Here is a 15,522-nt window from a genome sequence, read left to right on the forward strand (position 1 = left end):
GTTAGAATTCAACTTATACGAATTCTAACGCTTTTCTTTTTATTCTCGGAATGATAACTTTGTCACACTTTGATAATTATTCGAAATCACTTCTAAAATAATTGGAATACGTTCTTTTAATTCTGTCACATGTGAAATGACACCCACTAAACGGCCACTTGATTGTAATTGAATCAGTGTATCAAGTGCTGTTTCTAATGTTTCTTGATCAAGCGTACCAAATCCTTCATCTATAAACATTGCATCAAGTGAAATACCACCTTGTTCATTTTGCACAATCTCACATAAACCAAGTGCCAAAGCTAGAGAGGCTTGGAAAGTTTCCCCGCCTGATAAAGAGTTAATCGGACGAGACTGATTGGCATAATAATCAAAAACATCAATGTCTAAGCCACTATAACCATGGCCTGCTTTTTCTCGACGCACAAGTCGATATCGACCACCCGTCATATTCGCAAGTCGTTTATTTGCTTGTACTAAAATTTGATCCAAATAATAAGTCAGCACGTAATTTTCGAGACTTAGCTTTTTATGATTAGCCCCTTTAATGATATCTGATAAAATAACCAGCTCACTCTGTTCCTCTAATTGTTCTTTTAAATACGTAATTTGATCTTTTATATCTCTAATACGGATATCATTATCTTTTAACTTTAATTCTGCCTGATGAGATATTTTTTGTTTTTCCTGATAATGTTTTTCCAATACTTCATGATTCTTTTCTAATTCAGTTAAATCTTTCACTTCGAATGAACCTATTTGCTGTTTTAACTCATCTCGTTTGGCGATTTTGACATGAAATGTTTCAACGTGTTGCGTGATAAGTGTCTTAATTTCTGCTTCTTTATCGATTTCTTGCATCACTTGCTCTAATTGTTGAACATTGTCTATATCTAAACGTTCAAGCTCTTCATATAACTCTGAGTTAAGACGTTCTATTTTTAGCTGTGACTTCTCAACCAACGTTTGGTTTGATTCTCTTGATAACATTAAATTCTCAATTCGTTTTTCACACTGTTGTTTCTTCACATCTAATCGTTCACGCGACTTATCATAGTCTTCCACCTCTTCAGATACTTGCTTAAATGCTTCTACAAAAGATTGGATTTCATCATATGACGTTTGAGATTTGAATGTTTCAAGCATCTCAGAATCGTGATTCAATTGTTCCGACTTTAAAGATTTTTCTTGCTCAACTTGTCTCATCGTTTCATTCAACTTATTTAATTGTTTCTGCGCGGCTTCTAATTCTTTATTATTGTTATGTAACGTTTCATAGGTAACAGAATATGATGACAACATTTCATTTAATTCTTCAAACTTTTCTTGATCAAACTGATGGTGCGACACCTTATCAAACATTTTTTCATTCATTGCCAACGTCGTTTGACAAGCAATCATCTTTTCTTTTGCTGTTTGTATCTCTCTTTCTAAATCTTTGTTACATTGCAATTGTTGCTTGAGTGCTTCAATAGAAATGCCATCTTCAATATGATGTACAACTTGATGACAAACTGGACAAGGTTCATCTAATATTAATTCACTTCTTAATACCTCAACCGCCTCTTCATGATTCAATAATGATTGATCATGATGTGTGATAGGCTTAATGGCACTTGTCTTCTCAGAAATTTGAGTTTGTAACTTTTGAATAATTGTTTTATTTTCTTCTATTTCATTCGTTAAACGTACTGCTTCTTGCGCATCTTTTTGTGCCTGCTTCATGGTATCAACAGCACTTCTTGTTTCTTGAATCTTATCTAAAAGTTGTCTTTCTTGTTCAAGGTCAACAACTTGCCCTTTTGTTTCAATATACAAAGCATCAACTTTTTCCTTAAGTTGCGTATATTGTATGGTTAAAGATTCAATTTCTTGTTCTCGCTTCTTCTTATTTAGCTGATGCGTTTGAAATTGATCCGCATTTTGATAAAAATAATGTGTATTTTGAATAAATGCACGTTTACTTTGAAATGTATCTTTTTGTGATATTAACTTTTCAATATCTTTTTCTAAATTTTGAATCGTTTCCTGTTCAGTTTTAATCGATTTACTTTGCTGATCAATTTGTTGTTTGTATTCAGACAACTGTTCCGTTTCAACTTGCGCATCCTGATACAGCTTCATCGCTAACTTACTATCTGTAATACGTGCGAGCTGCGCTTCATATGCTTGAATTTGTGGTTTCTCTGCTTCAAGTATATCAATTTCTTTCAGTATTGTTTCATAATGATTTTCCAATGCGATACGTTGTTTTTGTTGTTCTATGGCCAATTGGGAATCTTGTACTTTTTCCTGTAATTGTTTCGTTTCTTTTTCTAATTTTGATACAAGCTGCTTCCCTATTTCTTCATATTTTGGTAATACTTCAAGCAATCGTTCGTGTTGCTGCGGAGAAATGGATTGATAACTTTCTAGTTCCTCATTGTTAAATGCTGAAAGATTTTGCCATCTATCTTTAATTTTCTCTTGCTGCTTTTCAATCTGAACTTTAATGCCTTTTGTATTGTCTTGCAATTTAAGATTTATATACTCATATAGTTGTGTATTAAAGAGCGTTCTTAAAATTTGTTGCTTATCAGTCGTACTAGACATTAAAAATCGTTTGAACTCTCCTTGAGGCAATATAAATAATTGACGGAATTGATCATGTTTTAATTTCAACACATCTAATAAATATTGATTTCCATCACTAATCGTACTTTCTTCCAATTGATAGTCTGTGCCATCATGAATATATACTTCTATCAATGGCTTTGTTTCTGTCTTATTTCCAGGTTTTGTATACGAAGCAGTTCGAATTACTTTATAATGTTGTCCTCTCACTTCGAATTCAAAAGTGACTTTTAAGGGATTATTTGGTTCGGCAAACTGGCTACGCAAATGTTTAACCTCACGCTTTTCCGTCGATGCTTTACCGTATAGAGCGTAAACAATGCCATCAAATATCATTGTCTTACCAGAACCCGTTTTACCAGATATTAAAAACAATTGATTATCTTGTATTTGGGTAAAATCAATTTCTTCATTCAAAAAAGGACCAAAGTTTTCAAGATTTAATCGGATTGGTTTCATTCTTACATCCCCCTTTGTTCAGAAATAAGTTTTTCTAGCTGTTCTCTTTGAATGTCTGATAGAGATTGTTCTGTATGCATTTGATAGAACGAATCAATAATTTCTAAAGGTTCAAGCTGCTTGATTTCACCTGTATGTCGTTGTTCATCTGAAATCACAAAGACTTCAGGAGTTAGGGCCAATGTATTTGGATATAATTGTTTCAGTTTCTGCATCGGCTCTGTCACATGTTGCATCTCAGTCAATTTAAAGTGAAAATAACTTTCATCTGATTTCCTTTCAAAATGTCCATTCATAATATCCTCATACTTGCCTTTCACAACTTCTAATTCATGTTGTGACTTTAATGGTTTAAATGTCTGCTTCATTTGTCCATCAACAAATTCAATGGTGCGATAACCTTTTGCTTGTTTCACTTCAGAAAATGAATACTGCAATAAAGAACCACTATAAAATATATGGTCATAATCAATCGCAAATGGATGATGTATATGCCCTAGTAAAACACCATCAAAACAAGCTAAATATGTTGATGACACAGATTCAATCGTACCAATCGTTAAATCACGTTCTGAATCAGATTTAGGCGCACCATTTAACGTAAAATGACCCACTAAAAGATTCTTTTTCTGTAGATCCAATTGTGGCTTTATCAACTCAACGAAACTTTTAATTGCCTGTTCATATGTCTTAACATCACTTTCTAGAAATACACGTGCTTCAGAAACTGTAAAAAATGGTAATGTATAAATGGCAATATCATCAAAAACGATTGGTTCGAAAAACGAAGAAAGTGTTGTACGAATATATAGTTGACTATGATTGAACCATGATGCACCATAACCTAACCGTTCTTTACTATCATGATTTCCATTGATAATAACAATCGGAATACTCATTTCTAAATTTAATGTTTGCACCATCTCTTCAAATACAGTTACAACACTTTTATTAGGATGTGCTTTATCATAGATATCCCCTGCAATAATAATCAAATCAGGTTGTTCCAGCACCATTTGTTCGACAAATTGAGCAAGGACATGTCTCTGATCGTCCAAGAAACTATGTCCATTGAGTCGCTTCCCTAAATGCCAATCAGCTGTATGAATGATTTTCATTTTACCACCTCGAATTCATTATTTGTGCGTTAAAAAAGAACAAGCAGGTCACACACCTACTGGCTATGTTCGCTGCTTGCCGCTACAGTCTTTCTTATATTAAACATACTTCTTTTAGATTGTTTGATTGAGCATGCGTTTTTTTAATTGTTTATATCGCCAAAGCATTGCTAAACGCCAAGGTAACAACATACTAAAAGCAAGTAAAAAGAACATCCCTGCAAGTTCACCCGCATCAATGGAATTCCCTAAAAATACTTTAAGTACTGTTCGAATAATTAATAATGATACCAGTACTACTGGAAATGCTTTTGATTTTTTTAGATAAATCGCATTATCTTTCACTTCAAAATGCGATGTCATCATGAGGACCGTTGAGAAGATAACACCTATCACAATCGACTCTACAATTTCTGCATGTGTCAATCTAAAGTATGGCACAACATACATCAATGCCCCTGTTGACATAAAAACGGGTGGCAAAATAATTTTCTTCTCATTCACTGGAAATTGTTGTGCTTTCATTCTCACAACAATGACAATGGCACCCATAACAAAAGCCACTATAATGGAAAATACTAAATAGCTCACTGTGTTGCCTCCTCAGAGTATAGGACTTAATACGATTGGTACAATGATTAAGGTGTGTAAGCATTATAGGAATCTAAGTATCCTAAGCTCACCCACCAAACACGTGTGCCAGTCATTTTTAACTTACTCGTTTATTATAGTTATATTAAAATACACATAAAAGTAAAAAGCAAGAGAATCTATGCTGTAACAACCACCGATTCCCTTGCTTATATAAATCAATATTACATTTTTTTGTCCATATTTTTATTCATCATTGTCATCATTTGATTGATCTTTTTCTGTGATGGTTTTTGACCCATCTGCATCATCATCATACGTAACATTTCTTCATTGATAGGTGGGTTCTTTTTTAAATAGTCCATCATATATTTACGTGCTAAGAAGAATCCACCAACAAGACCGATGATAAGTGCAATGACAATTAATAAAATTGCTAACCATGTCGCCATCGTTTCACCCACTTTCTTTATCCTATAGCATTTTACTAAAAATAACCTCTGTTTTCAAGAGACGGCAAAAGAAATCTGTGCATCTGTGAAAAGTTTCGTATACATCCGTCACAAATTCTAAAATTGAAATAGGACAACAAAAGACCCTTTTGCTTTCATTGCCCTATTTTTATTCTCTCAATTTAGTTGTAATAAGTAATTAAAGTTGTTCGATTTCAGCTAAAACTCGTTCTTTTGTGAATCCATATTTTTCAATCACTAAGTCACCAGGTGCACTTGCACCAAAACGATCAATACCAATCACTTTACCATTCATACCTACATATTTATGCCAACCTAATGTTGCACCCATTTCAGCTGCAACGCGTTTTTCAACATGTGGTAATAAAATTTCATCTTTGTAAGCTTGTGATTGTTGTTCAAATGCATGCCAGTTCGGCATAGAAACAACACGTACACCTTTACCTTGCTCAGCTAATTCTTTTGCTACATCAACAAGAAGGCTCACTTCTGAACCAGTAGCTAAAAGTACATATTCTGGTGCTGTTTCAGTTTCATAAACAACATATGCACCTTTACGAACACCTTCTTCTAAGACTGTTGCGTCAACATCTAATACTGGTAAACCTTGTCTTGTTAAGACTAATGCAGTCGGTGTATTTTTAGATTCTAATGCAACTTGCCATGCTACACGTGTTTCATTACCATCTGCTGGACGAATCACGTTTAAGTTTGGAATCGCACGTAACCCTGCTAATTGTTCGATTGGCTCATGTGTTGGTCCATCTTCACCAACTGCAATTGAGTCATGTGTAAAGATAAATGTTGAACCTAATCCCATTAATGATGACAGGCGTAATGCTGGTTTTACATAGTCACTAAATACAAAGAATGTTGCTGCATATGGATGAACACCACCATGTGCTGCCATACCATTAACTGCTGCAGCCATAGCAAATTCACGCACACCAAACCAAATATTTCTACCGCTACCATCTTCAGCAGAGAAATCTCCTTCTTCTTTTACATTAGACTTGTTTGATGATGCTAAGTCAGCTGAACCACCGAAGAATGATGGAACTGCAGCACTTAATGCTTGAATAACATCTCCAGAATCAGCACGTGAAGCCGCTTTGTGCCCCACTTCAAATTGTGGTAATGATGCTGTATACTCTTCTGGAAGTTCTCCAGCAATTGCTGTTTTTAGTGTCGCTGCAAGTTCAGGGTATTTTTCTTCATACTTTTTAAATTCTGCTTCCCAAGCTGCTTCATGCGCATCTGCACGTGCAATCATCGTATCTTTGAAAATATCATAAACAACTTCATCCACGTGGAACTGTTTATTCGCATCTAATGCATAATTCTCAAAAGTTAAAGCACGTTCGTCCGCTCCAAGAGGCGCACCATGAGATGTATGGCTATTAGATTTATTTGGTGAACCATAACCAATAATTGTCTTTACTTCAATAATTGTTGGTCCTGTTTGTTCTTTAGCTGTTTCAATAGCGCGATTAATCGCTTCTAAGTCATTACCATCTTCAACTAAAAGATGATTCCAACCATATGCTTCAAATCGTTGCTTAATATTTTCAGAGAATGACTTGTTTGTTTTACCATCTAATGAAATATCATTTGAATCATATAGCGTAATCAACTTATCTAATTTTAAATGACCTGCAAGTGATGCCGCTTCATGTGAAATACCTTCCATTAAGTCACCATCAGATGCAAGAACGTATGTGTGGTGATCTACAACAGAAATATCATCTTGATTATATTTTGCTGATAAATGTTTTTCAGCCATTGCCATACCAACTGCCATTGCAAATCCTTGTCCTAATGGTCCTGTTGTAATATCTACACCTTGTGTATGGCGGAACTCAGGATGTCCAGGAGTTTTTGAATCCCATTGTCTAAAGTTCTTCAACTCGTCCATCTCTAAAGCACCTGATACATGTAATAAACTGTACAATAATGCAGATCCGTGACCAGCTGATAATACAAATCGATCTCTATTGAAATATTGATCAGCTTTTGGATTGAAATTTAGATGTCTTGTCCATAACGTGTAAGCCATTGGCGCTGCACCCATTGGTAAACCTGGGTGTCCTGAATTAGCTTTTTCAATTGCGTCAATACTCAATGCACGCAAAGTATTTACTGCTAAAGTATCATTTTTATCGAACATAAAATAACTTCCCTTCTATTTCTCTTCATATCCATATTATAACTGAAAGCCATATTGGATACCTAATAAATCCATCATAATCATTAAATATTTTTTGTGAAAAATGTGACAACTATTTACGTAGATTGTTGTGTTTTTGAATTGTTTTTAATTTCTCTGGTGTCACATCATTACCTTGGGGATCAATTACTTTTGTTTGCTCAATCTGTGCCTTAAAGCTACCACGGAATGTTTCTAAATATTCACTTCTTAACTTTGATTGTTCTTTCGCTTCAATTTCTGTTAATCCTTGTTCTTTTTTCTTTCTTGCTAATTCATTAATACGATTTAGTTTTTCTTGGCTTAACATGCTGCAACCCTCCGTCAATTTCTTTACAAAAAATATATCAGAAATAAGGGCAAAAACCAAACACTTCTACTTAATGAAATAATTGCGAAACAATCAACATCAAAATCTAGCAGGTGTTGCCTTCAATATTGTTTACTCGCTCAATGTAATTGCAAATACACTATCCTCATTACTTTGATGAGGTGCAGACTCATATTGTTCACTATTTTTTAAAGTATGATCAGTCATTTCGTACGTTTGTTCTGTTTGCCCATTGTGACTTATCATAATAAAAAAAGTGAAAAATAATACAACCGATGCTAAAAACACCATTAAAAATAAGACCATTTCAGAATATTTACGTTGTATCATCTTCATACACTCCCTCGAACATTTGTTTGTATAAGTAATTTAACAGAACGAATGTTCCGTGTCAACAAAAAGACGAACAAATGTTTGTTCATGTTCGTGTAATATGCTATAATTGTCTTAAATTTAACGGAGGAGTGCTAATTATGAGAGAATTAACAAAGAGACAGAGTGAAATATTTGAATTTATCAAACAGGTCGTACAATCTAAAGGCTATCCACCAAGTGTTCGTGAGATTGGAGAGGCCGTTGGTTTAGCTTCGAGTTCTACTGTACACGGGCACCTTTCTCGTCTAGAAGAAAAAGGATATATTCGTCGAGACCCAACTAAGCCACGTGCTATCGAAATTGTTCATGAATTAATGGGCGAACCTGTAAATATGGAAGCAACAATTTTTGTACCTGTAATAGGGAAAGTAACGGCTGGTATGCCGATTACTGCTGTTGAAAATGTTGAAGAATACTATCCACTACCAGAACATTTTACTTCAACGCACAATGGACAAATTTTCATATTAAATGTTGTGGGTGATAGTATGATTGAAGCGGGTATTTTGGATGGAGATAAAGTTATTGTACGTAGTCAATCTATTGCAGAAAATGGTGATATTATCGTTGCGATGACGGATGAAGATGAGGCAACTGTTAAACGCTTTTATAAAGAGAAAAATCGCTATCGCTTACAACCTGAAAATAGTATGCTAAGTCCGATTTATTTAGAACATGTAACAGTATTAGGGAAAGTCATTGGTCTATTTAGAGAAATGTAGTCAACAGGATCAATATGATATTTTACTCGTATAAACTTCTCAATAAAACTCCTTACTTATTATCAAAAAAGCTCAGAGGCATTGTGCCCTGAGCTTTTTCTATATCATCAATCATTATTTTAAATTAATCTCTGTCACCATTGAAAATAGAGTTTTTCACAATGACATAATCTACTTTTCTTAATGAATCAACATCTTTGCCACCTGCATAAGAAATTGAACTTTGTAAGTCTTCTTGCATTTCTTTTAACGTATCCTTAAGTGAACCTTTGTGTGCAACAAACATTTTTTTGCCTTCTACGTTTTTGCGTTCACCTTTTTGATATTCAGATGCACTACCGAAGTATTCTTTGTACTTCTTGCCATCCATTTCTACTGTTTCACCAGGAGATTCTTCATGTGCTGCAAATAAAGAACCGATCATAACCATTGATGCACCGAAACGTACAGATTTTGCGATATCACCGTGTGTTCTAATACCACCATCTGCAATAATTGGTTTACGTGCTGCTTTACTACAATGATTAATTGCTGCTAATTGCCAACCACCTGTACCAAAACCAGTTTTGATCTTAGTAATACATACGCGACCTGGTCCAATACCCACTTTCGTTGCATCTGCACCAGCATTTTCTAATTCACGAACACCCTCAGGCGTACCAACATTCCCAGCGATAACAAATGTTTCTGGTAAATGTTTTTTAATATGTTTAATCATATCGATAACTTGATCTGAATGACCATGTGCAATATCAATTGTGATATACTCAGGTTTCAAGTCTTCAGATTTAATTTTTTCAACAAAATCAAATTCAGGGTCTTTAACACCAACTGAGATTGAAGCAAATAAACCTTTTTCATGCATACGTTTAATGAATGGTATACGTGCCGCTTCATCAAAACGGTGCATAATATAGAAGTATTCATTTTCTGCAAACCATTCTGCAAGTTGCTCATTCATCACTGTTTGCATATTTGCAGGAACGACTGGTAATTTAAATCTTCTAGGTCCAAATTGGATAGATGTGTCAATTTCTGAACGACTTTTCACGATGCTTTTGTTTGGAATTAATTGTATATCTTCATAATCAAAAATTTTCATGTTTTAAAAAACCCCTCATTTATTTTATCCATATGATAATATACTATCATTAACGGATAAAGTAAACAAAGGGAATGAAATTTACCAGCTAGATTTTTTAACGCCTGGAATTTGGCCTTTATGTGCATATTCACGGAATGAAATTCTAGACATTTCAAACTTACGCATGACGCCACGAGGACGACCTGTAACTTTACATCTTCTTGTTAATCTTGTTGGTGATGAATCACGTGGAAGTTTGCGAAGTGCTTCATAATCACCTTTTGCTTTTAATTCACGTCTTAATTCAGCGTATTGTGCAACTAATGCTTCACGCTTTGCTTCTTTTGCTATTTTAGACTTTTTAGCCATTTTTATACCACCTTTTTATAAATCGTAATCATTACGTTTTACATACTAGCATATTTTCTTTCATAAACGCAAGATAAAATGTTGGCAAATCCAAAAAAGCGTGATAAAATATTAAATCGTAATGGTTTCAATTTATTTTAAAACCAAAGGAGGGAATACCATGCGTATTAATGTAACTTTAGCTTGTACTGAATGTGGTGACCGTAACTACATCACTACTAAGAATAAACGTACAAACCCAGAGCGTATCGAAATGATGAAATATTGCCCAAGATTAAATAAGCACACTTTACACAGAGAAACAAAATAATAACGGCATATCACGACTAATCAAAAAAATACGACAATGATAGAGAAATGGTGAGCGATTCGTACGCTCACCATTTTTCTTTATATATGATTATTTTAAATCTCCTAAAATCTCATCTAATTGTGCAGTCATACCTAATGCATTCGCCACACCTTTACCATATTCTGGATCAGCTTGATAACAATGACGAATATGACGGTGTTTCACTTCATCCGTTGTACCATCCATTTCATTTGCTGTGTTTTCAAAAATACGTTGCTGTTGTTCTGGTGTTTGTAAACGGAATAACTTGCCAGGTTGTTCGAAGTAATTATCATCATCTTCTCTAAAATCATGTTCAAATGCTGTGCCTTCGATGCTAAGAGGTGCACGTTTATATTCTGGTTGATCTTTAAAAGCACCTGTACTATTTGGATAGTAATGTGTAGAACCGCCACCGTTACCATCTAGGAAACGCATTTGACCATCACGGCTAAATGGGCAAATATTTTCTACACCCACACCTTTAGGTTGGTTAACAGGAATCTGCCAGTGATTGACACCTAAACGATATCTTTGCGCATCACCATATGAGAACAGTCTACCTTGCAACATTTTATCTGGTGAGAAGTCGATGCCTGGAATGATGTTCGTTGGTGCAAAAGCAGCTTGTTCCACATCCATGAAATAATTATCTGGATTTTTATTTAATTCAAATTCACCCACTTCAATTAATGGATATTCATCTTTGAACCAAACTTTAGTTAGGTCAAACGGATTATCTTTATGTTGACGTGCTTGTTCTTCCGTCATCACTTGAATGTACATTTTCCATTTTGGGAATTGGCCATTCTCTATCGCTTCAAATAAATCACGTTGAGATGACTCACGATCATTTGCGATGACTTGCGCCGCTTCTTCTGGTGATAAATTTTCAATCCCTTGTTGTGTTCTGAAGTGGAATTTCACCCATACACGCTCATTATTGCCATTAATCATGGCGTATGTGTGTGAGCCGAAACCATGCATATGTCGATAACCTTTAGGAATACCACGATCCGACATCAAAATCGTCACTTGATGTAATGCTTCTGGTAATGATGTCCAGAAGTCCCAGTTATTTTGAGGGCTACGCATGTTCGTTCTTGGATCTCTTTTAACAGCATGATTTAAACTTGCAAATAATTTTGGATCTCTAAAGAAGAACACAGGCGTGTTATTCCCTACTAAGTCCCAGTTTCCTTCTTCAGTGTAAAATTTTAGTGCAAATCCACGAATATCACGTTCTGCATCAGCAGCACCACGTTCACCTGCTACTGTTGAAAAACGTGCAAACATCTCCGTTTTTTTACCTATTTCTGAAAAAATCTTTGCTGAAGTATATTGCGTAATATCATTTGTCACAGTCAATGTACCGAAAGCGCCTGAACCTTTTGCATGCATACGTCTTTCAGGAATCACTTCACGATCAAAATGAGCCATTTGCTCTAAAAAGTACCAATCTTGCATGAGCAATGGACCACGTTGTCCAGCTGTCATAGAATTTTCTCTGTCGCCGACTGGATGTCCAAATAAGCCTGTAAGTTTTGAGTCATTATTTTGAGTCATTGCAATACCTTCTTTCTTATTTATAATAATTCTAAATTAAGTTCTACTATTATTATACCCCTTCCACATGAATTTAAAAGTAAAATGAGCTGATTGAAGTAAGAATTGTCGAAAAATTTCGCTTTTTTCCTTTAAAGTTGTAAATTACTGTTGAATATCACTTAAATTGCAAGTACAATAGATAGAAATCTTTAATTATGAGGAGCAGATGTTTATGGAAGAAAAGAATTTAAAACGTGGCCTCCAATCTCGACACATTACCATGATTGCTATCGGTGGTGCGATTGGGACTGGACTATTTGTTGCAACTGGTAGTGTAATTGCTCAAGCTGGTCCTGGAGGTGCCATTTTAGCATATTTAATTATTGGCATTATGCTTTACTTTTTAATGTCATCTATCGGGGAAATGGCAACATTTTACCCAGTCTCTGGATCATTTAGTAGCTATGCAACACGCTTTGTTGATCCATCATTAGGTTTTACCATGGGTTGGTTATATTGGACAATCTGGTCGCTTGTAACGAGTATTGATGTGATTGTCGCATCCAATGTCTTAGGATACTGGGATGCCTTCCATTTCTTCTCTCCCCTTGTATGGAGTATTATTTTCTTAGTTATCATCTTTTTATTAAATGTTTTTTCAGTAAAAGCATTCGGTGAGGCAGAATTTTGGTTATCACTCGTAAAGGTTGTAACCATTATCATTTTTATCATATTAGGGATTTTAATGATTTTTGGTATTTTAGGTGGCCACTACTACGGTTTTGAAAACTATACAGTCGGTGAAGCGCCATTCGTCGGTGGCCTTTCAGGTTTCTTAAGCGTATTACTTATTGCTGGTTTCTCTGTCGGTGGTAGTGAAGTTGTTGCTGTTGCAGCAGGAGAATCAGATAATCCTAGAAAATCAATGCCTCGTGCGATTAAACAAGTATTCTGGCGTATTTTACTATTCTATGTTCTATCTATTGCCGTTATTTCAGGAATACTTGCTTATACCGATCCAACTTTATTGAATGAAAACAGTTCGATTACGCAAAGTCCTTTTACAATTGTATTTGATAAAGTCGGTATTGCATTTGCTGCTTCAGTCATTAACGCTGTTATTCTGACAACATTATTATCTGCAGCAAACTCTGGTATTTTTACAACAAGTCGTATGCTCTATTCTTTAAGTGAAGATAGACAAGCACCGAAATTTTTAAGAAAAATCAACCGCCAAACAAAGTTACCTCTTAACGCTTTGTTAACAACATTTACATTCATTACAGCAGTGACTGTTTATGCAAATTACAATACAGATAGTGTTGTCAGATTATTAAATATCATCGGTGCGTTAATTACTGTTGTATGGGCTTCAAGTGTACTTGCACAGTTCCGTTTAAGACGTGCGATCAAGGTACAACAAAAAGATATTGATCAATTGTTACCATATAAAGCACCATTCTTCCCATTTGGCCCTATCTTAGTATTTGCAACAATTGCCTTTTTAATACTGGGAAGTTCAGCAGAAGCAATCATTCACTTTGATGTACCAAAATTATCACAAAATTTATTACCAATCTTCATTTTATTTATTATCTATATTGTTCATAAATTGATTCATAAAACAAAAGTCATTCCATTAGACCAAATTGATTTAAGTGAACATGAATCATACAAATAATATGAAAAAGTCGTTTTGTTTCATTGTGTAAATGATAATGAAACGACTTTTTTTACTATTTTATCGTTAATATAAATACGGTATAATTAAAGTAACAACAAATAAAGGTGGTTTTATTATGATTGGACAAACAAACCTTTTTGATGATGTACTCAAAACGGAAGAACGTTTCGTTATTGTTGTACAATCTTTAGAAGAAAAGCATGGTCAATTGCTCAAACGCACCTTAAGAGAATATGGTAGTTTGACTCATGAACAAATGGAAAATCTTTATCAGCATCTTAAAGAGTTATATTTAGATACACCTTTTGAAGACAATCAATCTTCATTTGCAATTACAATCTATACCAATCAAGAATATGCAGCCGATCATATATATGCTCACATCAAACGTCATCGCGGACATAAAGAGTGGACACATACAGCTAAATAAAATAAACCAGGGACAAGGCTTCAGTTGAAGCCTTGTCCCTGGTTTATTTTTATTTTTCTATTGAGATACCAATCAATTGTTCTAAAATATAAGGAATGCCATCTTCATCATGACTTTTAGTGACGACATCTGCTTTTTCTTTCACTATTTCTAATGCATTACCCATCGCAACACCTGTGCCAACTGTTTCTATCATATCTAAGTCGTTCGCACTATCACCAAATGCGATCATACGATCTATAGATAAATCTAATTGTTCTGCTAAGCGACGGATAGCAGCGCCTTTTGAAACACCTTTACTCATAAATTCAAGGAAAAATGGCTTACTAATCGTTACTGTCAATTCATCCGTAAATTGAGATGTTTGCGTAGCTAGCATTTCAGCAATTTTGTCTTCATAATCAACTGCCATCGCTTTCGGTACATCAGTTTGAACATGTGCTTTAATGTCGGACACTTGAATCATTGGCATGCCAGTCAGTTTTGATTCAACACCCATATATTCATGTTCACCTTCAATGACAATTTCACCATTATAATAAGTTAACACCATCATGTCATTTTCTCTACAGAAATCCACGATACGATCAAAATTTTCTTTTGACACACTCTTTTTTGCGATGACCGATTGATTTGAAATATCCATCGTTTGACCGCCATTATAACTCATAATATAGCTACCATATTCGTCTAACTTTAATTCTTTCGCAACTTCTAACATGCCCTCAGTAGGGCGTCCTGAAGCCAATGTTAGCTTATAACCTTGTTGCTGCACTTTTAATAAATAGTCTTTTGTTAATTGGGATACTTTATTTTGAGATGTTAATAACGTATCATCCATATCAAAAATGATTAAATCCGTCTTCATATTTATCCTACTCCTTTTCTTTCTCTATCTTACCTTAACCGCCTCTATTTTAATATAAATGAGCGAATAAAGTCATGAAATTATAAGAAATCATAATGTTGTGAAAGGTGCGGTTTGAGTTTGAGTAGAACACAAGTGATTTCTGAAATAGCTTTTTTATTTTGGGTCATTGCGAAGTTCTGTCGAGAAGCCTGTGCCTTGAATACTAACATCAAGTGGTTATGAGAGAAGTGTTTAGAATTCTAATGGAACTTGAGGACAATCAAAATGAATTTTCAAATTTTTAAGAGCTGTGAGGTTCTGTTGTGAATTCTGCTTCT

General features: G+C 34.7%; 15 protein-coding genes. 4 read left to right on the forward strand and 11 right to left on the reverse strand.

Translation table 11 applies throughout. The features are described from left to right. Positions 1-39: 39 nt before the first annotated feature. The 7 genes from sbcC to sosA form a co-directional block, all read right to left on the reverse strand. A complete protein-coding gene (gene sbcC, locus MUA88_RS06535) occupies positions 40-3,072 on the reverse strand; it encodes an exonuclease subunit SbcC (protein ID WP_262605260.1) in 3,033 nt (1,010 codons plus the stop codon). A gap of 2 nt (positions 3,073-3,074) precedes the next feature. Further along, entirely contained in the window at positions 3,075-4,190 is a 1,116-nt protein-coding gene (gene sbcD / locus MUA88_RS06540; protein WP_262605261.1) for an exonuclease subunit SbcD, read from the reverse strand. 114 nt (positions 4,191-4,304) lie between these two features. Beyond that, positions 4,305-4,781 carry a CcdC family protein gene (locus MUA88_RS06545; protein WP_262603388.1) on the reverse strand — a complete coding sequence of 159 codons (477 nt, stop codon included), beginning with the start codon at positions 4,779-4,781 and terminating at the stop codon, positions 4,305-4,307. Positions 4,782-5,005: 224 nt separating this feature from the next. Continuing rightward, positions 5,006-5,245: a YneF family protein gene (locus MUA88_RS06550; protein ID WP_262603389.1), complete on the reverse strand. Its 240-nt coding sequence runs from the start codon at positions 5,243-5,245 to the stop codon at positions 5,006-5,008. 187 nt (positions 5,246-5,432) lie between these two features. After that, complete coding sequence (gene tkt / locus MUA88_RS06555) at positions 5,433-7,421, reverse strand: transketolase (protein WP_262605262.1); 1,989 nt, start codon at positions 7,419-7,421, stop codon at positions 5,433-5,435. A gap of 112 nt (positions 7,422-7,533) precedes the next feature. Further along, positions 7,534-7,770, reverse strand: coding sequence for a DUF896 domain-containing protein (locus tag MUA88_RS06560; protein ID WP_262603391.1), 237 nt, complete (start codon positions 7,768-7,770; stop codon positions 7,534-7,536). Positions 7,771-7,902: 132 nt separating this feature from the next. Then, positions 7,903-8,121, reverse strand: coding sequence for a DNA damage-induced cell division inhibitor SosA (gene sosA, locus MUA88_RS06565; protein ID WP_262605263.1), 219 nt, complete (start codon positions 8,119-8,121; stop codon positions 7,903-7,905). 143 nt (positions 8,122-8,264) lie between these two features. Here sosA and lexA point away from each other — a divergent pair, with 143 nt between their 5' ends. Then, positions 8,265-8,888, forward strand: coding sequence for a transcriptional repressor LexA (gene lexA / locus MUA88_RS06570; protein ID WP_262603393.1), 624 nt, complete (start codon positions 8,265-8,267; stop codon positions 8,886-8,888). A 124-nt stretch (positions 8,889-9,012) separates the two neighbouring features. On the opposite strand, the gene guaC is transcribed toward lexA, so the two are convergent. Both guaC and rpsN read right to left on the reverse strand, forming a co-directional pair. Next, entirely contained in the window at positions 9,013-9,990 is a 978-nt protein-coding gene (gene guaC, locus MUA88_RS06575; protein ID WP_262603394.1) for a GMP reductase, read from the reverse strand. 81 nt (positions 9,991-10,071) lie between these two features. Next, positions 10,072-10,341, reverse strand: coding sequence for a 30S ribosomal protein S14 (gene rpsN, locus MUA88_RS06580; RefSeq protein ID WP_095117119.1), 270 nt, complete (start codon positions 10,339-10,341; stop codon positions 10,072-10,074). 160 nt (positions 10,342-10,501) lie between these two features. Here rpsN and rpmG point away from each other — a divergent pair, with 160 nt between their 5' ends. Next, positions 10,502-10,651: a 50S ribosomal protein L33 gene (gene rpmG, locus MUA88_RS06585; protein WP_044361700.1), complete on the forward strand. Its 150-nt coding sequence runs from the start codon at positions 10,502-10,504 to the stop codon at positions 10,649-10,651. Positions 10,652-10,741: 90 nt separating this feature from the next. Here the strand turns inward: rpmG and MUA88_RS06590 are convergent, their stop codons facing one another. Next, positions 10,742-12,238, reverse strand: coding sequence for a catalase (locus tag MUA88_RS06590; RefSeq protein ID WP_262605264.1), 1,497 nt, complete (start codon positions 12,236-12,238; stop codon positions 10,742-10,744). 214 nt (positions 12,239-12,452) lie between these two features. Here MUA88_RS06590 and MUA88_RS06595 point away from each other — a divergent pair, with 214 nt between their 5' ends. Both MUA88_RS06595 and MUA88_RS06600 read left to right on the forward strand, forming a co-directional pair. After that, on the forward strand, positions 12,453-13,901 hold the full coding sequence (locus MUA88_RS06595; RefSeq protein ID WP_262605265.1) for an amino acid permease: 1,449 nt from the start codon (positions 12,453-12,455) through the stop codon (positions 13,899-13,901). Positions 13,902-14,019: 118 nt separating this feature from the next. Continuing rightward, positions 14,020-14,334, forward strand: a complete 315-nt coding sequence (locus tag MUA88_RS06600; RefSeq protein WP_262605266.1) for a hypothetical protein — start codon at positions 14,020-14,022, stop codon at positions 14,332-14,334. A gap of 49 nt (positions 14,335-14,383) precedes the next feature. Here MUA88_RS06600 and MUA88_RS06605 read toward each other — a convergent pair whose 3' ends face one another. Beyond that, on the reverse strand, positions 14,384-15,202 hold the full coding sequence (locus MUA88_RS06605) for a Cof-type HAD-IIB family hydrolase (RefSeq protein WP_262603399.1): 819 nt from the start codon (positions 15,200-15,202) through the stop codon (positions 14,384-14,386). Positions 15,203-15,522 lie beyond the last annotated feature (320 nt).

It is taken from the genome of Staphylococcus sp. IVB6240, assembly GCF_025558425.1.
In the GTDB taxonomy this organism is placed as follows: Bacteria; Bacillota; Bacilli; order Staphylococcales; family Staphylococcaceae; genus Staphylococcus.